Genomic DNA, 21,484 nt, shown 5'->3' on the forward strand with positions numbered 1-21,484 from the left:
TGATTTGATGAAACTTTATATGCGTTTTCACAAAAATTATTTAGGACACTATTGATAAAAAACATTACTTTTGCAGCCAAGAGTAAAATCATCCGACGATAGTTATGTAAAGATGATTTTATCACTCACGTAAATGACATAAGATGAAATTCGTAAAGCAATTCCTACTGATTCTCCTTTTTTCTTTTCTCGGCGAACTTCTTCATGTTCTGATTCCGCTGCCTTTTCCGGCCAGTATCTACGGCATCGTACTGCTGTTCGCGGCTTTGTCGGCCAAAGTCGTGAAGGTGAAAGACGTGCGGGAAGTGAGCGTTTTCCTCATAGCCGTCATGCCGGTGATGTTCATTCCGCCGGCAGTGGGACTGATCGATTCGTGGGATGATATTCGTTCCAACCTGTTGCGGTATGTCGTCGTGACGGTGGTCAGTACGTTCGTGGTGATGGCCGCGGCCGGCAAGACTACGCAGTATGCCATTCGTCGGCATTTCGGAAAGAAGCGCCGGGAGTGCCGCGAAGGAGAAACTGACTGAGCGCCGATACGTCGTTGACGGTGAAAAAACATAAAGAAGACAAAAGGACAGTGGTTAAGGTAAAAAGATAAAGTATCAAGATGAAAGAGTTATTGCAGGATTCCATTTATTTCGGCGTATTGATCAGTTTGGGCTCCTACGCTATCGGCATGTTTCTGCGTCGAAAGACCGGCCGCTCGTTTGTAAATCCGCTGCTTGTTTCCATTCTGTTGGTGATATTGGTCTTGCTGTTGACGGGTGTCAGCTATGGCCGTTACAATGCGCAGGCATCGTGGCTGGGTTATCTGCTCACGCCCGCTACCGTCTGCCTGGCTGTCCCGCTGTATCAGCAGATGGAACTCTTGAAGAAAAACTACCGGGCCATTCTTTCCGGCATTGCGGCCGGCGTCCTTTCGAGTATGCTTTCTGTGCTGTTGCTGGCGCTGCTGTTTGGGTTCGACCATGCGGCCTATGCCACGTTTCTGCCCAAGTCCATCACAACGGCCATCGGTATGGGCGTGTCCGAAGAACTGGGCGGTTATGTCTCCGTCACCGTCGTGGCTATCGTCGTCACCGGCGTGCTGGGCAATATCTTCGCCGAACGCTTCCTGAAACTAATCAAGGTAGACGAGCCTGTGGCCAAGGGAATTGCCATCGGCTCATCGTCGCATGCCATCGGCACCTCCAAAGCTATGGAGATGGGGGCCGTGGAAGGAGCCACAAGTGGTCTTTCCATCGTCGTGAGCGGCATTCTGACCGTCGTCGGCGCCTCGCTCTTCGGTCTGATTCTGTAAAAGCGGCAGCCGGTGCGGGCCCGGAAAGCTAAATGTGGCATAGCGTTTGTTTATCATGGTATTAAACCCTTTACTACTTTTATTATGGCATTAGGAAAATGGATAGGCGGATTTCTCGGTTTCATATCGGGCGGCGGCATACTCGGCATGTTGGCCGGTTTTGCTTTGGGCTCGCTCTTCGACAAGGGACTTGACGCCGTCAACACCCCCGACAACCTGTCGTCGGCCGATAATGAGGCCGCCCGGCAACGCTATCGACAGCAGTCCTATGAAGGACAGCGCAATTCGTTCATGTTTTGCCTGCTCGTTCTTTCGTCTTACATCATCAAGGCCGACGGTCGGGTGATGCACTCCGAGATGGAATTCGTGCGCTCGTTTCTACGCAACAACTTTGGCGAAGCGGCCGCCGTGCAGGGCGACGACATCCTGCGCAAGCTCTTTGAGAAGCAGAAACAAATGGGTAACGTGGCCTATCGTGACGCCATGCGCGACGCTTGCGTACAGATCGCGCGTAACATGGACGTGGCCCAGCGCCTGCAATTACTCAACTATCTGGTACTGATAGCCAAGGCCGACGGGCAGGTGACGCCCGACGAAACATTGGCGTTGAAAGAGATGGCCCGCTATATGGGCTTGTCAGAACAGGAAGTGGACTCCATGCTCAATCTCTCGAAAGGAGCCGGCGATCTCAACGCTGCCTACCGAGTGCTTGAAATATCTCCCCAAGCGACTGACATCGAGGTGAAGGCGGCCTACCGCCGTATGGCGTTGAAGCACCATCCTGATCGTGTGGCTACCTTGGGAGACGACGTGAAGCATGCGGCTGAACGGAAATTCCAGGAAATCAACGAGGCCAAAGAACGTATTTTCAAGGCCCGAGGTATGACGTGAAGGGGAATTTGGGCCGTAGTGCCATGCCGGTCAGCCGAAATGATAGGGAAAACCCTATGTAGTTGTAGGGGAATCGCGCTTGCGGTTCCCTGTTTTTTGTTCTATTTTTGCAAATAGATAAAACGTTTACATTATGAATAAAGGTATCATTGCAGTCATGAGTGCCGCTCTTTTGGTGAGTGGTTGCGGTACGTATACGGGTCAGGGCGCCTATGCCGGTTCGACACTCGGCTCTATCCTGGGCAGCGCCATCGGCGGTTTGTCCGACGGTCCGAGGGGTTCGGACGTGGGAACCATTGTCGGAATGGTGGGTGGAGCGGTTGTCGGAGCAGCCATCGGCAATGCTGCGGACCGCCAGGCCGAAGCCGAAATGGCGGAACATCGAGAGGCCGTGAAGCGGCGACGGGCCGACCGCGATCGCTATGATTACGACCGCCGGCAGCCTCAGACCGATCGTTCTTCCGACTCGTATGACAGCGGTTTCGACCCCAGCAACAGCGGTGACGATCGTATTTACGATTTCGACAGTCCCGATTACACCGGCGACTACAGCGCACAGAAGCCTGTCGAAACCTATCCACGCCGCTCGAACGTAGACGAAAGAGCCGACACCTATCGCTATACGCCCGATATCGAAATACGCAATGCCCGCATCGTGGACGGCAATCAGGATAAGGTGATTTCGCGCGGCGAGCTTTGCAAGGTGATTTTCGAGGTATTCAATCGTGGTAATACGACCCTCTACGACCTACAACCCACGGTAGTCGAAGCCAACGGTAACCGTCATCTCTACATTTCGCCGAGCGTGCATGTAGAGAAACTCCAGCCGGGTAAGGGCATACGCTACACCGCTATGGTGAAGGCCGACAATCGCCTGCGCGACGGAATGGCCAAAATATGCGTGTCGGTGCTGCAAGGCGCCAAGTCGATATCAAAGGTTTGTGAGTTCAATGTTCCTACGAGAAAGTAGAAACCGTATCGGAAAAGAAAAATTCTCTCAATTATATTTTTCTCTCATGAGACCTGTAACCCACGGTTACGGGTCTTTTCAGTAATTATCCAAGGCTTTCTTGATGCGGTCTTTCCGTGTCATCTTATGGTGGTCAACGAACAATTTGTCTCCGACCCATATCAACATACCAAGTAGGTCGGGGCCGCCAACCATCGGCCGAGTCAAAGCTATTTCATCTTTCGTCATCGTTTGGTAGAGCGCTCCACGGTGCTGATGGCCTATCACCTCTACGTCTGACAGCGTATGTATCTTGGGTATCAACATGATCGTGTCCTGACGGAAGTCCTGACTGTCCATTCGTCGCGTGTAATACTTGCTGTGGCTGATGGTGACGCGATTGAAGTTGCGGCTGGCGAGGATAAATTCGCCTCGCCAGTTGGTCTTCACCGACTGGTTGCCGTCGGTATAGACACTCACATTGCGTAGCGGAGTATGGGTGATGGCGTCGGCTATGACAAAAGTACGCTCACCGTTTGAGGTCATGGGCTGTTGTGCCTGTACCGTTGAGACAATGAGAAGAAAAGCGATGGGCAACAATATTCTGGCAATTCTCCACATGATGATGACGATTTATAGATTCATTACATTGACAAAGATAGGTGAAAAGAGAAAAACCGTCAAGTTAATGACTGTCAAATAGACATAATGTCGTTTAACGCCGTTTGGCCGTCATACCATGTTCTTCTGCAGGTTAGCCATGATCACGCCGGCTAAGATCATGCCCGATCCGATATAGGCAATGGTCGTCATGGGTTCGTCGAGGAAAATGGCGCTGGCCACAATCGTAGTCAGCGGATTGAGATAGGTGTAGTTGGTTGTTTTGAGCGCGCCGAGTTTCTCGATGACCCAACTCCACAGCGCGAAGCAGAGGAAAGAGGCTACAACGCCCAGGAACAGCGCGTTGACATAGATTTCGGGTTTCAGAAAATCGCGTAGCGGGAACTGCCATGGCTCGACGGCAAATACCGGAAGCATGGTAATCAGCCCATAGAAAAATACCTTGCGGGTGAGGAAAGCGGCATTATAGTTCTTGCTGACCTTACGGATGAGTAGGCTGTAGACGGCCCAAGAGACCGAAGAACCCAGGGCCAGCAGGTCGCCTACGGGATTGAGACGCAGGACAACCTGGCCGTTGAAAATGACGATGCCCACACCTGCCAGAGCCAGGATGGAGCCTACGATGAGCTGCCACCCCGCCTTGAACTCCCGGTAGATGGCCAGGGCGAAGAGCGTTGTGATGAGGGGAGCCGTCGAAACGATGAACGACACATTATTGACATAAGTCAGCCCCACAGCCATATTCTCACTGACAAAGTAGAGTGAGCCGCCTGTCACGCCTAACAATAGCATCCAAAACTCGTCTTTCCAATTCCGGCAGAACAATCTCTTAGGTGAAATAAACCATATACAGATATAGGCCAACAGGAATCTGACCACGAATATTTCCGACGGACTCATGCCGTGGAGAATCAATATCTTACTGTTGATAAATGTTTCTCCCCAAATCAAGGCCACGATCAGGGCAATAATATGATACCAAATGTTTTTATTGTTCTGCATAATTATTGCAAAAATATAAACATTTAGTCGTATATCAAACCTTTATCCGTTATTTTTTTCGGTCTGACGACTAAAATGGATAAATCCGGACTTTTATTTATACCTTTGCATCCCGGTATACTTCATATTTGTAAAATGTACGGATATTCTTAAGATAAGTATGAAAAAAACTGCAAGTTATTTTTTGTCTCAAAAAGGCGAGCGGCGTCTGACCATGCTCACAGCCTATGACTACCATACGGCATGCGTCATCGACGAGGCCGGTATCGATATGATTCTTGTCGGCGATTCTCTGGGCAACGTCATGTTAGGCTATGAGAATACGCTGGCCGTGACTGTCGACGATATGATACACCATGGCAAAGCAGTCTGTCGCGGTGCCCGGAACGCATTTGTGGTCGTGGATATGCCTTTCATGTCTTACCAGACGTCAGTCTATGACGCGGTGAAAAACGCCGGACGCATCATGAAGGAAACCGATTGTCAGGCCGTGAAATTAGAAGGTGGGGCCGGTTATGCCGATCGCGTGCGTGCCATTGTGGAGGCCGGCATTCCCGTTGTGGGACATATCGGGCTTACACCTCAATCGTTCAACACGTTGGGCGGTTACAAGGTGCAAGGTAAGACGGTCCAGGCAGCCCGGCGGTTACTGGACGACGCCCGTGCGTTGGAAGCGGCCGGTGCCTTTGCTGTCACGTTGGAGTGTGTGCCCGAAGCCTTAGCACGGAAAATTACGGAGCAAGTGTCTGTTCTGACCATTGGTATCGGTGCCGGGAAATATTGTGACGCTCAGGTGCTGGTCTATCAGGACATGTTGGGCTATACCGACGGCTTCACGCCGAAGTTCGTGAAAAAGTATGCCAACCTTCACGACACGATGCTCGAAGCGTTCCGCCATTATAAGGATGAATGCGAGTCTCAGGTTTTTCCGGCTAAGGAACATACGTTTGCCATTGATGAGGAAGTTTTGGAGAAGCTATATTGAATTTATTGATCATCAGACGCCGTCTCGCCATTGTAGAGCGGCAAGTTAATTATAAGATAAAATGCAAATCGTAAAAACAATAGAAGAAGTTCGGGCTGCGGTGCGTGCGTGGCGTGCGGATGGACTTAGTGTGGGCTTGGTTCCGACGATGGGATTCCTTCACGAGGGCCATCGGAGTCTTATCGAACGATCGGTTGCCGACAACGACCGCACGGTGGTGTCGGTATTTGTCAACCCTATTCAATTTGGTCCGTCGGAAGACTTAGAGGCCTATCCGAGGGATATAGAACGCGACAAGACTGTGGTAGAGGGAGCCGGTGGCGACTTGATATTCAATCCTGAACCTTCGGAGATGTACCCACCTCATTTCACAACGTTTGTCGATACTACCGAGACAACGGAACTGTTGTGTGGCGCACGACGTGCCGGACATTTCCGTGGCGTGTGTACCGTCGTGAGCAAGTTGTTCAACATCGTGGGGCCCGACCGTGCCTATTTCGGCCAGAAAGACGCCCAGCAGCTGGCCACGGTGCGTAGGTTCGTGCGCGACTTGAATTTCGACGTCGAGATCGTTGCGTGTCCCATCGTGCGTGAGGCGGACGGACTGGCCAAGTCGAGCCGCAACACCTATCTCTCCACTGATGAGAGAAAGGCTGCGCTCATATTGTCGGAAAGCCTTCGGCAGGGCAAGGCTGCCATAGAAAGAGGGGAGCGAAGCGCCCAAGCTGTCATTGATGTCATTGCCGACAGTCTGAATAAAGAGCCGTTGGCACGCGTGGATTATGTAGAAGCGGTGGACTTGGACAATGTGCAACGCGTGGAAAGAATAGAAGAGAATACATTGGTCGCTATCGCCGTATATATCGGCAAGACCCGACTTATAGACAATTTCATATGGAAATAACACTGCTGAAAGCAAAGATACACCGTGCCGTTGTGACGCAAGCCGACCTGAACTATGTAGGCAGCATCACTATCGACAGCGAACTGATGGCTGCCGTGGGCATCATGGAGTATGAGAGAGTGGAAATAGCCGATGTGGATAACGGCAAACGTTTCGCGACATACGTCATTGCGGGTAGCCCCGGCTCGGGTGTCATCTGCGTTAACGGAGCGGCGGCCCACTGTGTGGAAGTGGGCGACAAGCTCATTATTATGGCCTACGCGAATATGACACCGACCGAAGCCGGAGTGCATCGTCCCAAAGTAGTGTTCGTCGACGATGAGAACCACATTACGCGCCGGGCGAACTATGAGCGGCACGGGCTCCTCAACGAACAAGAATAAAAAAGACGGAATATGTTGAAAGGAAAAAACGTAGTGCTGGGTGTGTCGGGTGGCATTGCCGCGTATAAGGCGGCCGGTCTGGCTTCAAGGCTTGTCAAATTGGGAGCTGAGGTTGATGTGGTAATGACGGAGAACGCGTGCCGGTTCATTGCGCCGCTGACCTTTGAGGCGCTCACGTCGCGAAAGAGCTTGGTCGACACATTCGACCGCAATTTCTCCTACGACGTGCGCCACGTGTCGTTGGCCCGCAAGGCCGATGTACTGATGGTGGCTCCGGCTACGGCAAACGTAATCGGAAAGTTTGCCAACGGCATTTGCGACGACATGCTGTCGACGACTTTCATGGCTTGCCGCTGTCCCAAAATCGTTGCGCCGGCCATGAATACGAACATGTGGAATAACGACGTGTTGCAGGACAATCTGAAAAAGCTCACACGCTATGGCACGGTCATCGTACAGCCGGCCGAGGGACGGCTGGCCTGTGGTGATGTGGGAATCGGCAAGCTGGCTTCGGAAGATGAGTTGTTACAGCACATCCTGTTGCAGATAGGCATGCCGCACGACATGCGGGGCAGGCGCGTGCTGGTAACGGCCGGCCCAACGCGAGAACCGATAGACCCGGTGAGATACATTACCAACCGTTCCACCGGCAAGATGGGATTCGCCCTTGCGAAGATGGCCAAGCTACGCGGGGCCGACGTCACGCTCGTCACAGGTCCGGTGGGCTTGTCACCGTTTCACGGGGTGGAGATGGTGCCGGTGACGACTGCCCGGGAAATGTTCGACGTGATGACGAGTCGGAGCGATGACTTCGACGTGGTGGTGATGTGTGCCGCTGTGGCCGACTATACGCCGCAAAGCTATATGCCGCAGAAGATGAAAAAGGGCGACGGAGAGTTGACTGTCAGACTGAAGCGTACCCGGGATATACTGGAGTATTTGGGAAAGAATAAGCGCGAAGGGCAGTTCGTCGTCGGCTTTTCGATGGAAACGGAAAACCTGTTGGATCATTCTCGGGAAAAGTTGATCAGGAAGCGGGCGGATATGATTTGCGCCAACACGGTCGCGTCGTCGGTAACGGGCTTTGCGGTTGACACCAATCAGGTGACGCTCGTCATGGAAGACAGCACCCGGGAACTGCCGTTGTGCAGCAAGGACGAGACGGCCAATCTCATATTGGACGCCGTCATGGAACGCTTACGACGATAATGTGATTCTGCCCTTTGTTTTTGGTTGCCCAACCAAGCATGGTAAAGGGCAAAGGCGCACGCCTTCTCGGACAACCGATATTGGGTAGGCAGTGAAAAAAATAAGATTGCTAATTGAAAAATATAATATAAACCGTTTATAACATGCTATCATGACAAAGGAAAAATTTTTCACGACACTTGGATGGGTCGGAATGGTAACGTCTGTATTAATGTATGTATTCTATATTCCGCAAATCGGAAACAACTTGTCCGGACAAAAAGGAACATTCATTCAGCCTTTTATGGCTGCTGTAAATTGTACGCTGTGGGTGGGCTACGGACTATTCAAAGAGAAGAGAGACCTGCCTCTCGCTATTGCGAATACGCCTGGTATCATCTTCGGTCTGATAGCGGCTTTTACGGCGTTGTGAATCTGCGATATACGGGTTGACAACGTGTTTTTTAAGAATGACCATTTTATAGATCCTTATTCTTCATGGCAGAAAAGAACGATAGAAAATGCCTATAAATTCATCAGAAAGTACGAGGCAATAGCTCCATAGAAAATAAATTCGCAGATATGATAGAAGAAAGCATTATTTTTTTATAGCACTCACATTGGCTATTTGTGGGCTTATTATATTGAGTAATAAACTCAAAGTGGCTTATCCCATTCTGCTTGTGCTGGCAGGATTGGGCATTAGCGTGATTCCCGGCATGCCCGCCATGAAGCTCTCGCCCGACCTTATCATGCTGATTTTTTTGCCACCGATTCTCTATGAGGCTGCGGCCAACAACTCGTGGAAAGAAATTTGGAAATGGCGGCGCATCATATCGTCGTTTGCTTTCATCGTGGTGTTTATCACCGCCTGCTCGGTTGCACTCTTTGCCAACTACTTCATTCCCGGTGTTTCAATCGCCATAGGCTTCTTGTTGGGTGGTATTGTATCACCTCCCGACGCAGTGAGCGCCGCTGCCATCATGAAGTTTGTGAAGGTCCCGAAGCGTCTGTCAGTCATCCTTGAAGGCGAGAGCCTGTTCAATGACGCCAGTTCGCTCATCATTGTGAAGTTTGCCCTGATAGCCATTGGTATCGGACAAATTGTATGGTACGAGGCGTTAGGCTCGTTTGTATGGATGGTTGTGGGCGGCATTGGCGCAGGCGTTTTGCTCACCATGGTGTTCACACGCATTCAAAAATGGATGCCCGATGATGAAAATATCGATACCATTGTGTCTATCGTCATTCCTTATATGCTCTATCTTGCAGCCGAAGAAATCGGATCCTCGGGCGTGTTGTCGGTAGTGAGCGGCGGCCTTTATTTCTCTTATCACCGCATTAGGCTTATCAAAGCATCGTCGCGTTTGCAAGCACAGAGTGTGTGGCGTTCGCTTACTTTCATGCTCAACGGCTATGCTTTTATGCTCATCGGATTGGACTTGAATGAGATAACCACCACAATTCAGGCCAACGGTGTGAGCCTATGGACTGTTGTGGGCTATGGTGTGATGATCACGATAGTGCTCATTTTGGTGCGCATCGCGTGTGCTTATGGGGCAGTAGGCGTCACGTTTGTGATGCGCAATTTTATCACTGTGGCCGACCGCAACATGCCCGGCATGGGAGCTCCTATGCTGTTAGGTTGGACGGGCATGCGTGGTGTGGTGTCATTGGCAGCGGCTTTGTCCACCCCTCTCACCCTCAAGGACGGGGCTCCTTTTCCTATGCGCAGCGAAATCCTGTTGATAACCTTTGTCGTTATCCTGCTCACGCTTGTCGTACAAGGACTCACGCTGCCCCTATTTATCAAGCGATTCCATTTCCCCGATTATGGCGACTATCTGCCTGAAGAGGTAGCTAAGCGATTCATTCGTCGTGGATTGGCCGAAACGAGTTTGCAAAGGCTGCAAGCCATGGGCGAATGCGACGATAGCCACCAAAGCATTATCTTGCACGGAATGGTGAAACATTGGGGCGAACAAATCGAAAAGGAAGACCCTCGCACGCTTTATGGTGATTCTCGCGAAGTATATATTGACATTCTCAATGAGCAGCGTTTGTGGCTCAATCGGCTCAACAAGGAAAATCCAAAGATTGATGAAGACCTCGTGCGACATTATATTCATCGCATTGATTTGGAAGAAGAACGCCTGCGTGCCGACTAACTATTCTTTTTTTTGTATTTTTGCTGCAAAAAGACGATGACACAAGACGAAAGAACACTCTGGCAAGTAGTAAAAGGATACTTTAATGCTCTCCCTGACAAGGAAAGCGAGGTAGAGACCATTAACCAAATCAGTAGCGGAGTCAGGTTTCACGGATCCAACCTTTGGGTATTAATCTTTGCCATCTTCATTGCGTCATTGGGATTGAACCTCAATTCCACAGCCATTATCATAGGCGCCATGCTCATATCTCCCCTCATGGGACCTATTATCGGTATGGGTTTGTCTGTAGGAATCAATGATTTTGAACTGCTCAAGCGGTCTGTTAAAAACTATTTGGTAGCTACTGTTATCAGTGTGATAACGGCAACCATCTACTTTATCATTACGCCACTCAACGAGGCTCAGTCCGAATTGCTGTCTCGAACCTCACCTTCATTATACGATGTACTCGTGGCCATTTTCGGTGGTGCAGCCGGCATTCTTGCCATAGCAACGAAAGGCAAGGGCAACGTAATACCGGGGGTAGCCATAGCCACGGCATTGATGCCTCCATTATGCACAGCCGGATATGGTTTGGCTGTCGGTGAATTTTCTTTCTTCTTCGGAGCATTCTACCTCTTTTTCATCAACACCGTCTTCATAGCCCTGTCCACTTTCGTCGGGGTAAGAATGCTTCGGTTCAAGCGGAAGACGTTTGTTAACACCCAACAGTTGAAAAAGGTAAAGAGGTATATTATTGCCATAACCATCATTACCATGTTGCCGGCCACTTATATGACGATACAAATTATCCGAACGAGTGTGCGAGATAGCAATACGCAGCAATTCATTAAGAATGAGCTTACCTTTAAAGGCACGCAGATACTCTCTCATAGTCGCAACGACGACAAGAAGACCATAAGAGTAGTGGCCATAGGAAAATCCATTGAGAAAAATGACATTGACAAGGCAAACCTTAAGCTGGAGAACTACCATCTTGCAGGATACCGTCTGAATGTTATTCAGGGGTACCAATCCGACAGTCTCCTGTTGCTTGAAGGAAAGATGGCACAGGTATCAAAAGCAACTCAGCAACAGTTAATAGAACAAACTGCGCAACTGAACACCGTGAGCAAACAATTACAAGAATATACCGCTTATGAGAATCTGGGGAAAGAGATTTCCCAAGAGGTGAAAGCCGTCTGTCCTAAGGTGAAGACGATAAGTCTTTCAAAAGTGTCAGAAGCACGCACCGATACTTCGGCAACACTTCGCTATACGGTTGCTGTGGCAGGTTGCGTCAGTCCGTTGTCGGGCACCGAACGCACGCAACTCCAACGGTGGTTGAAAGCACGGTCAAAAGCAGATAGTTTGCGACTCATTACGACGCTATAATAATCCCAAACATATATAAAACCACTTTTACACCGGTAGAATAAAAACGGGTGGTCTATACTATTTATAGAGGAAATGTCCCGGCAAATGACGGCAGCCTTGCTCAACTTGAGCAAATGTCAAAGCTTGATTGCCAAGGCGGAACATGATGAATCATGCCCCTACAGCTCACGCCACGCCATTTCCCGGTAGACGCAAATCACTCTTTAGAGAAAAACTTATCCCGAACCGGAGTATCTTATACAAAACGCACGGCAACGAATGATTGGAGAAGCATCATTGAACATCCTTTTGTACTACAATGGCGGGATTACCGCTATGTGGTAACGCGGCTCACTCGATCATTTGTGGGGACAAGTCCGCAAGCGATGAAGCCATATAAATCTGTCAATCGTTTATGGGAGCGGGAGAGACGCACCGATGATGAAGTCTCCGGCTTCATCACTTGTAAGCCCATCCAATTATATTGATTCAGTGTATCCGTGATTTTTGTCAGAAAAAACTACCTGATTTTAACACTTCCGCAACACGTCATCTAAGTGCCGGCATGGCGAAAAAGGCCTTCGCTTTGCCGATTTTGATACCCTTTTATGCCCAAAGTTATCCTTTTATCGGCTCAAAGCACAGCGATTACGCTGTCAAAGCATAGCGATTAAGGGTAAAAAAACGAAGAGAAAACACCCTTAAAAGTACAATGTATTGATAACCAGTGTTTTATAAACTCGCGCTACAATCGCTTATTTTCGTCCTTCTCTTTTCTTTTTCAAAATAATGCCACTTTTTTGATGGTATATGTAAAGATAATTCAGGGTGCGGTAGATATGATCGATACTTGTAAACCTGTCCCCACTAATTTTCTACTGCCCCTCGATTTCCTCTATAAACAGTATAGACCACCCGTTTTTATTCTACCGGTGTAAAAGTGGTTTTATATATGTTTGGGATTATTTGTGTCTTCTTATCCCGAACTGACGTAGAAATGTGAAGTATGAGATGAGGAGTATGAAATGCGAAATGACTGTCGTTTCGTATGCAATATTGTTTTATCTTCTCCCATTTCTCAACTTTTATTATTACTTTTGTCCGTATGATGGATTATACGATAAATGTACGGGGGCGACTGCTGTCGCTCCATGAGCCCCGGGTGATGGGTATTCTCAATGTGACGCCCGACTCCTTTTTCTCGGGCAGCCGCAAACAGACGGAACGTGAAATCGCCGAACGGGCCTTGCAAATCGTGGCAGAGGGTGGAACAATAATCGACGTGGGAGCCTTCTCCACACGCCCCGGAGCTTTCGAGGTGAGTGAAGAGGAAGAGCGGGAGCGGCTGAAACGGGCGCTTGCTATCGTCCGGCGCGAAGTGCCCGACGTACCCATCAGTGTAGATACCTACCGGCCTCTGGTAGCACGGAGTTGCGTTGAGGAATGGGGAGCCGATATTATCAACGACGTGAGCGAAGGCGGACAGACCGGTATCGTCAATACGCCCATCCACGAGCAGGGTAGCATGTTCGACGAAGTGGGCCGGTTGAAGTGCCCCTATATACTGATGTCGGTCAAGTCAAACCTGCACGACATGCTGATAGCTTTTGCCGACGAGGTGCAGCAGTTGCGCGACCGGGGCGCCAAGGACATTATTCTCGACCCGGGCTTCGGCTTCGGCAAGACTCCGGAGCAGAACTATGAAATCTACCGACACATGGAACGCCTGCAAACACTCGAGCTGCCGCTGTTGGTGGGCATTTCGCGCAAGAGCATGATCTATAAAGCCGTGGGTGGTTCACCCGAAACGGCCCTCAACGGCACTACCGTTCTCAATACGATAGCTCTGCAAAAAGGTGCCGGAATCCTGCGTGTGCACGACGTGAAGGAAGCCGTGGAGGCAGTCCGGATAACGAAACTGGCCACCGGCAGCTATTGACAGGCCCGTCGCAAAACATGATAATCCAACCTAAACAACCCTTTTGAAAAATGCCTTTTGTATTTGGAATCAAAGATGTCATCGACATAGTACTTGTAGCGCTCATGCTCTACTATGTCTATCGGCTGATGAAAGAGAGCCGTTCGCTCAACGTCTTCATCGGCATCATGGTTTTCGTGCTCATTTGGCTCTTTGTGAGTCAAGTGTTTGAGATGCGGCTTCTCGGCTCCATTCTCGACAAGCTCGTCAGCGTGGGCGTCATCGGTCTCATCGTTCTCTTTCAGGAAGAAATCAGAAAGTTCCTCTATTCGCTCGGTGCTCACCAGCGTTTCAAGCGGCTGATGGTCTTCATGGGCGACAAGAGGCACGCTGAGACCGACAAGGAAGCTATCATGCCCATCGTACTGGCCTGTATGAGTATGGCCAAGAACAAGGTGGGCGCGCTCATCGTGATTGAACGGGGCGCGCCTCTCGACGATATCGTGGAGACGGGCGACCTGATAGACGCCCGCATCAATCAACGACTCATCGAGAATATCTTTTTCAAGAATTCGCCTCTGCACGACGGTGCCATGATTATCTCCAAAAAACGAATCAAGGCTGCCGGCTGCATTCTGCCCGTGAGCCACAACTTCAACATTCCGAAAGAACTGGGATTGCGCCATCGTGCCGCCATGGGCATTTCGCAAGACAGCGACGCCGTGGCCGTGGTCGTGTCCGAGGAGACAGGCCGTATTTCGGTGGCCATCAAGGGAGAGTTCCGCCTGCGGTTGAGTGCCGAGGAACTGGAAAGCATTTTGACAAAAGAGTTAGCTTGACAATAAAAATGCTTTTTTAAAGCCGTAAGCAGGTCTGTTTCAACAAAAAAATCGTATTTTTGCAAACTGGAAATGGCAAATTGTCCGTTTCTAAGGTTATACCCTAATGATTAAATCGTTTTTTTATACATATCAACATGGAATTATTACAGCAAATTGTTGCCCGCGCAAAGGCAAACAAACAGCGCATTGTGCTCCCTGAAGCTACGGAGGAGCGTACATTGAAGGCTGCTGACCGTGTATTGGCCGACGACCTTGCAGAACTGATACTCATCGGCAATCCCGCCGAAATCAAGCGACTGGCTGCCGAATGGGGACTGAACCACATTGGAAAGGCCACGATCATCGATCCCGACAACAATCCCAAGAGCGAGCAATACGCCGCTTTGCTGGCCGAACTCCGCAAGAAGAAAGGCATGACTCTCGAACAGGCCCGTGAGTTGGTAAAGAATCCGCTCTACCTGGGCTGCATGATTATCAAGACGGAGGGTGCCGATGGCCAGATTTCGGGCGCGCTCAGTACCACCGGCGATACACTTCGCCCGGCCCTGCAGATTATTAAGTGTGCCCCCGGTATCACCTGTGTGAGTGGCGCCATGCTACTTCTCACGCACGAGAAGGCCTATGGCGACGACGGTATTATCGTCATGGGCGACGTTGCCGTGACGCCGATGCCCGACGCGGAACAGCTGGCGCAGATCGCTGTCTGCACCGCGCAGACCGCCAAAAGCGTGGCCGGCATGACCGCTCCACGGGTGGCTATGCTCAGTTTTTCAACCAAAGGCAGTGCCAAGCACGAGCTGGTTGACAAGGTGGTCGAGGCCACACGGTTGGCCCATGAGATGGCTCCTGAACTGGAACTCGACGGTGAACTCCAAGCCGACGCGGCTTTGGTGCCGGCGGTCGGTGCCAAGAAGGCTCCCGCAAGTCCCATTGCCGGTAAGGCCAACGTGCTGGTGGTGCCGAGTCTGGAAGTGGGCAACATCAGCTATAAGCTCGTGGAACGCTTGGGCGACGCCAAGGCTATCGGTCCCATCCTCCAGGGCATTGCCCGTCCGGTGAACGATCTGAGTCGTGGTTGCTCCATCGACGACATTTATTATATGGTGGCCATCACGGCTTGCCAGGCACAAGATGCGAAGGAATAATTTCACATTTCAAATTAAAAATATGAAGATATTAGTATTAAACTGCGGTAGCAGTTCCATTAAGTATAAATTGTACGACATGGACAACGAGGCCGTATTGGCACAAGGAGGTGTAGAACGTATCGGTTTGGATGAGGCTTTCATCAAGGTGAAGCTCGACAACGGTGACAAACGTACCATCATGGCCGACCTGCCCACGCACAAGGAAGGCGTGGCGTTGGTGTTCAAAGTGTTGCTCGAAGCGGAAATCGGCGCGTTGAAGAGTCTGGACGAAATCGACGCCGTTGGCCATCGCATCGTGCAGGGCGGCGACTTGTTCGAAAAGAGTTGCATCGTCACGCCCGAGGTGGAAAAGGGTATCGAGAGTCTCATCGACCTGGCACCGGTTCACAACGCCGGCCACCTACGCGGTATTCGCGCCGTCAACGCCCTCATGCCCGACGTTCCGCAGGTGACGGTGTTCGACAACGCGTTCCACTCCACTATGCCGGCACACGCCTATCTCTATGCCGTGCCCTACGAGTTCTACGAGAAATACCATGTTCGCCGTTACGGCTTCCACGGCACGAGCCATCGCTACGTGAGCCATCGCGTGTGCGACTTCCTCGGTGTCGATATCAAAACGCAGAAGATCATCACCTGTCACATTGGCAATGGTGCCAGCGTGGCTGCCGTGAAGTATGGCAAGGTGATCGACACCTCAATGGGACTGACACCGTTGGCAGGGCTGATGATGGGCAGCCGTTGCGGTGACATCGACCCGTCGGCCGTCACCTATCTGATGGACAAGATCGGCAAGAAGCCCCAGGAGATGGCTGACTTTCTGAACAAGGAGAGCGGTGTGCTCGGCATTACGGGCATCAGTTCGGACATGCGTGAGATAGAAAATGCCGACAAAGCTGGCAACGAGCGTGCCCACTTGGCCTTAGAGATGTATAACTATCGCATTAAGAAATATATCGGCGCCTATGCCGCGGCCATGAATGGTGTTGACATCATCGTGTTCACGGCCGGTGTGGGTGAGAATCAAGAAGGTGTGCGTTGGGATTCCTGCGCCGACATGGAGTATCTCGGTATCAAGATGGATGCCGAGCGCAACCACTGCCGCGGCGAGGAACGTGTCCTTTCGGCCGACGACTCCAAGGTAAAAGTGGTGCTGATTCCTACCGATGAGGAAATCGTTATCGCCCGCGACACGATGGAACTGATGAAGAAGTAGTCCGAGACAAAGAATCTCGTTCTTATATACGGAAATCCCCGAATGATGGGCTGTCCATGGTGGACAGTCTGTCATTCGGGGATTGTTTTTGAGATAGATTACAGCTTGTTAATCCAGATTGTTATATCATTCAGTACTTCGGGTGCGAAGGTCTCCTCTATGTTGACACACTCTTCGGGATTGCCCGTCGTGGCATGCTGGAATTCATGGTTCAGCCCCGTGTATTCCTTGATGAGTGTCTTCCGGTTGTGTGGCAGATGGCGGCGGAGGGCCGGAATAGTCAGCTCGGGCGGCACGTTGAGATCAAGCGAACCGTTGACGTGTAGCACGGGACAGGCCACTTTCTCTATGTAAGGAGTCATGTCAATATCGATAAAGGCCTTGGTCCAGACCGTCGGAGACATGGCCAACATCATTTTGCGGGCGCTTTCGGCAGAGTTGACGACGTTTTCCGTAGCACCCTTGGCATGGGCCAACTTGTTAATCTGTATGCACATCATCGTGTCGATGCGTGTGGTGGGACCGGCCAACGACACGATAAAGTCAGTCTTTTGCCGACTTCCGAGGATGAAGGCTATCATGCCGCCTTCGCTGTGGCCGAGCAGTCCCACTTTTCCAAATTCCTTTCGGTCGCACAGATATTGCAGTCCGGCCGCAGCGTCATCAGCAAAGTCGAAAGTCGTGGCTTCGCTGAACTTGCCCGTAGACTTGCCTATGCCACGGTCGTCGTAGCGTAGCGAGGCTATGCCCGCTTTAGCCAAGGCGTCGGCGATGACGAGAAACGGTTTGTGAAAGAATAGCTCCTCGTCGCGGTTTTGCGGTCCACTGCCCGTCACGAAGAGCACGACGGGTGTCTTACCCCATTTGAAATTCTTAGGAATAGTGAGCGTTGCGCTGAGGCTGACGCCCGCTTTGTCGTTTGTAAAAGTCACTTCCTCAGTGGAATAGGGGAACGGAGGCGTAGGTTCCTGCGGGCGCAGGTGTTGTTTTTGTCCGCGAGTGCAGATCATCGCTTTGCTGAAAGGGCCTTGGATGAAAGTTCCGCGGATCGTGTCGGCGGCGAGTCGGCCTTTGAAAGTCATATTAATCTGAGGGACGAGTACGCTGATGGAGTCGTCGGAGAGGTAGCTGACAGTCATGGGAATGCCGGTGGCGCTCTGTTCGGGCACGTCAAGCGTCACCTTTTTGCCGGCAGTGTCAATGTGAAAGACCAGTGACAGCTTCTGTGGGCCAAGCTCCAGCTGGCCCGTCCAGTCGCCTTGAAGGCTTTGTCCCTGTGCTTGAAAAGCGAAAACAGCCATCACGAGCGTGATAACCGTTTTGATAGATTGGTGTTTCATGAGCTTTGTCGTGTTGTTTTGAGAAGAGGTTAGCCTAAAATCTGCGTGGCATGTTCCTTTACCTTAATCTCTTTCGGCCCCATGATACGGGTGACGACACCGTTTTCGTCGGCAATGAAGGTGGTGCGGAACACGCCCATGTAGGTCTTGCCGTAGTTCTTTTTCTCACCATAGACACCCAGTTCGCTGACCAGCTTCTTCTCTGTGTCGCAGATCAGCGGGAACGGCAACTGGTATTTTTCGATGAATTTCTTGTGCGACTTGGCGTCCTGCGTGCTGCAACCCACCACGGCATAGCCCATGGCGAGGAAGCGTTCGTAGTTGTCGCGCAGGCTGCAGGCCTCGTTGGTGCATCCGGGCGTGGAGTCGCGGGGATAGACGTAAAGCACCAGCTGTTTGCCCTTGAAGTCACTTAGTCTCAATTCCCTACCGTCCTGGTCCGTGCCAAGAAACTCGGGAAGTTTCTGTCCTATTTCCATTGTATATATAATATATTAATGTGTAATCTGTATTCTGCAAAGATAGCGTAAGTAAATGTAATGAAAGCAGTGCTTTCGAATCCTTTGCTCATAAGAGACTCTTTATTAACACTTATTGCATTTCGTCTAATAAAATAAGAGTCAAGTTCAGGCTATTTTTCTTGTTTTTCAATCCAATCGTCTGTCAGCCTTACACGTGGAGAACGAAATGAGGATGATTTTCGTCTCCCAAACGGGCGTTGTATTTGAAATCGTTTAGTTCAAAATCATGCATGGCTTCGGTGTTTGACAGCCTGTTTTGAATGATGTGGCGGGTCATGGCACCACGGCAGCTCTTTGCGTGCACCGGAACATCTTTCATCCTGCGCCCGTCGTCGATGTAGAACAGGGGCTGGACGACACGCACTTCCTGTTTCACACGCTTCCAATCAAACAGATGTTCAAACTCCTTCGTGGACAAATGTACGAGTATGCCATCGTCGGCTTGCACGGCGTCGATAAGCATTTGGGTAAGGCGGGGGCGCCAGTAGGCAAAGAACGTTTGATTATCGGTAGCTTCGAGTTTCACTTTGCCCTCCATGCGGTAAGCATGGATGAGGTCGAGCGGCCGCAGCAGCCCGTATAGAAGCGAAATGATGAAAAGGTGTTGCTGGGCAAAGCGGAAGTCATCGTCCGAGAACGTGTCAGCCTTCAGATACTTATAGGCCTGTCCGTGATAGGCCAGCAGGGCCGGTAAGAGCTCTTCTTCATCGAAGAAACACGCAAACCGCTGCTTGTTTTCGCGAGCTATTTCCAAACTGCAATGTAGTTCACGGGCGATATCTTCTGCCTCCCAGTTGCCCATTTCCAGTGCAAACTGCCCGGCTTCCTGTCGAAACGCGGCTTGCGAAGACAAGGGTGCAATGGTCGTTGTCTTCGTTTTCATGATTTTGGCTGATGATAAAGTGATTTGCATAAATACATTCCTTTAATTTATTGCCCTCAAAGTTAATACAAAAACGGGTAAAATCGGCATCCTATAAGCCTGATTTTACCCGTTTACGCATTTCCGGCGAGCAGTGTTTTTATTCCTCCTGCCGATTGGAAGCGTTTTCCCGGTTTTCCATTTTCAGCTTAATGGCAAAGGAAATCAGCAGTCCCACACCGATGCCGGACGACAGAATAATCCAGAACGAGAAGGTATGTTCGTTGATGTTACTACCAAACATGGCGTTCAGAAGCAGTGTAAAGAGGTAGCCCAGTGCCAGTCCGAGCAACACACAGCCCCACTGAAGCGTACTATAGCGATTCTTTTCCCGGTTTTCCTCGGGCGTAATCAGTTGTCGGGCGGTCTCGGGGTCGATGTTGTTGGCGATGATTGACTCCCGAATACGCCTTTCGTTGTTCATTCTCTTCACTTTTACAATGCTGCCGCTTACGACGGCGACGATTCCACAAGCGATTCCCAATACTGATGAGACAAAGCCGATGTCTGCAGGTTCCATAATGATATGTTTTAAAAAGTTATTGAATTGGTTTGCTATTGATAAGACCAAGAAGTTGCAAAAACCTTACAATCTATTTCCATGAATATTCCGATATTTTCTTGTTGAGCTGCCAGATGATGGCCGAAAGGGCGAAGAGAGCCGATGCAAGCAATGGTAATATTTCGAGCCAGTGCCCCATCTGACCGACGATGCAATAGGTACCGCCCGCTATCGCCATGAGAATGGCCGGCTGACCGAAGCAGAAAAACAGCAAGCGCGACCAGCGGCGGAGGCGTTGTCGACGTGCCTCAGCCTTAATATCGCGCATGATTTGATGGCCGATTTCGTCCAGTACGTGTTGACGCTTGATGCTCTCCTGAATGAGCATGTCAAGTTGTTGGTCATTTATCTCTTTCATAATTAATTTGTTTTTTCAGTTGTTCGCGTATGCGGTGCAGTTTCACGAGCACGTTGTTGGCCGAAAGTCCCAGCGCAACAGCAATCTCATGCGCCTTTTTACCCTTGTAATAATGCAGTCGGATGATTTGTTGGTCGAGTTCGGACAGTCTGCCAATGGCTTCGTCCATGGCCTGCAACCTGTGCTCGTGCTCCTCCGAATAGCTGTCGGTCGAGGCTTTCAAGTCGTTCTCCTCAATGGGTTGCGTGCGGTGTCGTTTCGCTTTGTCGATGGCATTCAGTGCCAGATGCGTGGCTATGGCATTGATCCAGACACCCAGATTGCCGCCCCGCCAGCTGTCGAGGTGGGTATAGGCACGGATGAAAGCCTGCTGAACGATGTCACGGGTCAGGTCTTCGTCTTTCATGAGACCGAGCGTTTTGGAATAGACAGAGCCGGAATAGCGGCTGACGATTTCGCCGAAACATTTCGTCTCGCCCTCTTCCAATATCCGTCTTACGATAGCTTCATCTTCCATTTCTTGTCTTGGTTTCTGGCTATAAGACAAAGATAGTGATAAATTATTACAGTCGGCACCCGCCTTTTTTGCTTTTTTAATTTTTATAAATGTGGCTATATTGAATTCGGAATAATCTTTACAAAGCGTTGAAAAATTCTGAACAACAAAAAAGTTAGTCGATTTTATGGCCGTTATTCGTGAATTAGGGAAAAGCCATAAATGCTTGATAATTAATCGTTTGCGTTTTTAGGCCCAAACTCAACTCTCCATTTGCCCCGCTAAAAGCCATGTTTTTGGCTTATAAAAGCAGCTCTTTTACACAGCAAAAGCGTAGCTTTGAGCAGCTAAAAGCATAGCTTTTACCTCATAAAGGCTATGCTTTTGCATTTTGAACGCTAAAAAACG

At 50.3% G+C, this 21,484-nt stretch carries 23 protein-coding genes; 15 read left to right on the forward strand and 8 right to left on the reverse strand.

Annotated elements, in window-relative coordinates:
* Window positions 1–143: 143 nt before the first annotated feature.
* The 4 genes from JHU38_RS08750 to JHU38_RS08765 all read left to right on the forward strand — a co-directional run bounded on the left by JHU38_RS08750 (window position 144) and on the right by JHU38_RS08765 (window position 3,164).
* Window positions 144–530, forward strand: a complete 387-nt coding sequence (locus tag JHU38_RS08750) for a CidA/LrgA family protein (RefSeq protein ID WP_107581351.1) — start codon at window positions 144–146, stop codon at window positions 528–530.
* 80 nt (window positions 531–610) lie between these two features.
* Entirely contained in the window at window positions 611–1,303 is a 693-nt protein-coding gene (locus tag JHU38_RS08755) for an LrgB family protein (protein WP_107581352.1), read from the forward strand.
* An 84-nt stretch (window positions 1,304–1,387) separates the two neighbouring features.
* Window positions 1,388–2,194 carry a TerB family tellurite resistance protein gene (locus JHU38_RS08760; protein ID WP_107581353.1) on the forward strand — a complete coding sequence of 269 codons (807 nt, stop codon included), beginning with the start codon at window positions 1,388–1,390 and terminating at the stop codon, window positions 2,192–2,194.
* Window positions 2,195–2,327: 133 nt separating this feature from the next.
* The gene (locus tag JHU38_RS08765; protein ID WP_107581354.1) at window positions 2,328–3,164 is read left to right on the forward strand and encodes a hypothetical protein; all 837 of its coding nucleotides are present in this window, start codon (window positions 2,328–2,330) and stop codon (window positions 3,162–3,164) included.
* A 78-nt stretch (window positions 3,165–3,242) separates the two neighbouring features.
* On the opposite strand, the gene JHU38_RS08770 is transcribed toward JHU38_RS08765, so the two are convergent.
* Together JHU38_RS08770 and JHU38_RS08775 are read right to left on the reverse strand one after the other, a co-directional pair.
* Entirely contained in the window at window positions 3,243–3,764 is a 522-nt protein-coding gene (locus JHU38_RS08770; protein ID WP_107581355.1) for a hypothetical protein, read from the reverse strand.
* Window positions 3,765–3,875: 111 nt separating this feature from the next.
* Window positions 3,876–4,766: a DMT family transporter gene (locus JHU38_RS08775; protein WP_107581356.1), complete on the reverse strand. Its 891-nt coding sequence runs from the start codon at window positions 4,764–4,766 to the stop codon at window positions 3,876–3,878.
* A 160-nt stretch (window positions 4,767–4,926) separates the two neighbouring features.
* Here JHU38_RS08775 and panB point away from each other — a divergent pair, with 160 nt between their 5' ends.
* From panB to JHU38_RS08830, 11 genes are all read left to right on the forward strand, one after another.
* On the forward strand, window positions 4,927–5,751 hold the full coding sequence (gene panB, locus JHU38_RS08780; RefSeq protein ID WP_107581357.1) for a 3-methyl-2-oxobutanoate hydroxymethyltransferase: 825 nt from the start codon (window positions 4,927–4,929) through the stop codon (window positions 5,749–5,751).
* A 61-nt stretch (window positions 5,752–5,812) separates the two neighbouring features.
* On the forward strand, window positions 5,813–6,655 hold the full coding sequence (gene panC, locus JHU38_RS08785) for a pantoate--beta-alanine ligase (RefSeq protein ID WP_107581358.1): 843 nt from the start codon (window positions 5,813–5,815) through the stop codon (window positions 6,653–6,655).
* Window positions 6,646–7,038 (forward strand): aspartate 1-decarboxylase, encoded by a 393-nt coding sequence (panD, locus tag JHU38_RS08790; protein WP_107581359.1) that lies wholly within the window; start codon window positions 6,646–6,648, stop codon window positions 7,036–7,038. Before panC ends, panD begins: the two co-directional genes overlap by 10 nt.
* A 12-nt stretch (window positions 7,039–7,050) precedes the next feature.
* On the forward strand, window positions 7,051–8,247 hold the full coding sequence (coaBC, locus tag JHU38_RS08795) for a bifunctional phosphopantothenoylcysteine decarboxylase/phosphopantothenate--cysteine ligase CoaBC (protein WP_107581360.1): 1,197 nt from the start codon (window positions 7,051–7,053) through the stop codon (window positions 8,245–8,247).
* Between the two features lie 151 nt (window positions 8,248–8,398).
* Window positions 8,399–8,659 carry a SemiSWEET family transporter gene (locus tag JHU38_RS08800; protein ID WP_107581361.1) on the forward strand — a complete coding sequence of 87 codons (261 nt, stop codon included), beginning with the start codon at window positions 8,399–8,401 and terminating at the stop codon, window positions 8,657–8,659.
* A gap of 175 nt (window positions 8,660–8,834) precedes the next feature.
* A complete protein-coding gene (locus JHU38_RS08805) occupies window positions 8,835–10,394 on the forward strand; it encodes a Na+/H+ antiporter (protein WP_107581362.1) in 1,560 nt (519 codons plus the stop codon).
* 36 nt (window positions 10,395–10,430) lie between these two features.
* Window positions 10,431–11,771: a TIGR00341 family protein gene (locus JHU38_RS08810; protein ID WP_107581363.1), complete on the forward strand. Its 1,341-nt coding sequence runs from the start codon at window positions 10,431–10,433 to the stop codon at window positions 11,769–11,771.
* 1,087 nt (window positions 11,772–12,858) lie between these two features.
* Complete coding sequence (gene folP / locus JHU38_RS08815; RefSeq protein ID WP_107581364.1) at window positions 12,859–13,692, forward strand: dihydropteroate synthase; 834 nt, start codon at window positions 12,859–12,861, stop codon at window positions 13,690–13,692.
* A 50-nt stretch (window positions 13,693–13,742) separates the two neighbouring features.
* Entirely contained in the window at window positions 13,743–14,510 is a 768-nt protein-coding gene (gene cdaA, locus JHU38_RS08820; protein WP_107581365.1) for a diadenylate cyclase CdaA, read from the forward strand.
* Window positions 14,511–14,647: 137 nt separating this feature from the next.
* Window positions 14,648–15,658, forward strand: coding sequence for a phosphate acetyltransferase (gene pta, locus JHU38_RS08825; protein WP_107581366.1), 1,011 nt, complete (start codon window positions 14,648–14,650; stop codon window positions 15,656–15,658).
* Window positions 15,659–15,680: 22 nt separating this feature from the next.
* Window positions 15,681–16,877 (forward strand): acetate kinase, encoded by a 1,197-nt coding sequence (locus JHU38_RS08830; RefSeq protein ID WP_107581367.1) that lies wholly within the window; start codon window positions 15,681–15,683, stop codon window positions 16,875–16,877.
* 98 nt (window positions 16,878–16,975) lie between these two features.
* Here JHU38_RS08830 and JHU38_RS08835 read toward each other — a convergent pair whose 3' ends face one another.
* The 6 genes from JHU38_RS08835 to JHU38_RS08860 all read right to left on the reverse strand — a co-directional run bounded on the left by JHU38_RS08835 (window position 16,976) and on the right by JHU38_RS08860 (window position 21,097).
* Window positions 16,976–18,217 (reverse strand): alpha/beta hydrolase family protein, encoded by a 1,242-nt coding sequence (locus JHU38_RS08835; RefSeq protein ID WP_232369907.1) that lies wholly within the window; start codon window positions 18,215–18,217, stop codon window positions 16,976–16,978.
* A gap of 29 nt (window positions 18,218–18,246) precedes the next feature.
* Complete coding sequence (locus JHU38_RS08840; RefSeq protein ID WP_107581368.1) at window positions 18,247–18,696, reverse strand: peroxiredoxin; 450 nt, start codon at window positions 18,694–18,696, stop codon at window positions 18,247–18,249.
* A 190-nt stretch (window positions 18,697–18,886) separates the two neighbouring features.
* Window positions 18,887–19,651: a YaaA family protein gene (locus JHU38_RS08845; protein WP_107581369.1), complete on the reverse strand. Its 765-nt coding sequence runs from the start codon at window positions 19,649–19,651 to the stop codon at window positions 18,887–18,889.
* Window positions 19,652–19,760: 109 nt separating this feature from the next.
* On the reverse strand, window positions 19,761–20,180 hold the full coding sequence (locus JHU38_RS08850) for a DUF6249 domain-containing protein (RefSeq protein ID WP_107581370.1): 420 nt from the start codon (window positions 20,178–20,180) through the stop codon (window positions 19,761–19,763).
* A gap of 73 nt (window positions 20,181–20,253) precedes the next feature.
* On the reverse strand, window positions 20,254–20,580 hold the full coding sequence (locus tag JHU38_RS08855; RefSeq protein WP_107581371.1) for a hypothetical protein: 327 nt from the start codon (window positions 20,578–20,580) through the stop codon (window positions 20,254–20,256).
* Complete coding sequence (locus tag JHU38_RS08860; protein WP_107581372.1) at window positions 20,564–21,097, reverse strand: RNA polymerase sigma factor; 534 nt, start codon at window positions 21,095–21,097, stop codon at window positions 20,564–20,566. The genes JHU38_RS08855 and JHU38_RS08860 overlap by 17 nt, the downstream gene beginning before the upstream one ends.
* Window positions 21,098–21,484 lie beyond the last annotated feature (387 nt).

It is taken from the genome of Prevotella illustrans, from assembly GCF_017426725.1.
Lineage (GTDB): Bacteria > Bacteroidota > Bacteroidia > Bacteroidales > Bacteroidaceae > Prevotella > Prevotella illustrans.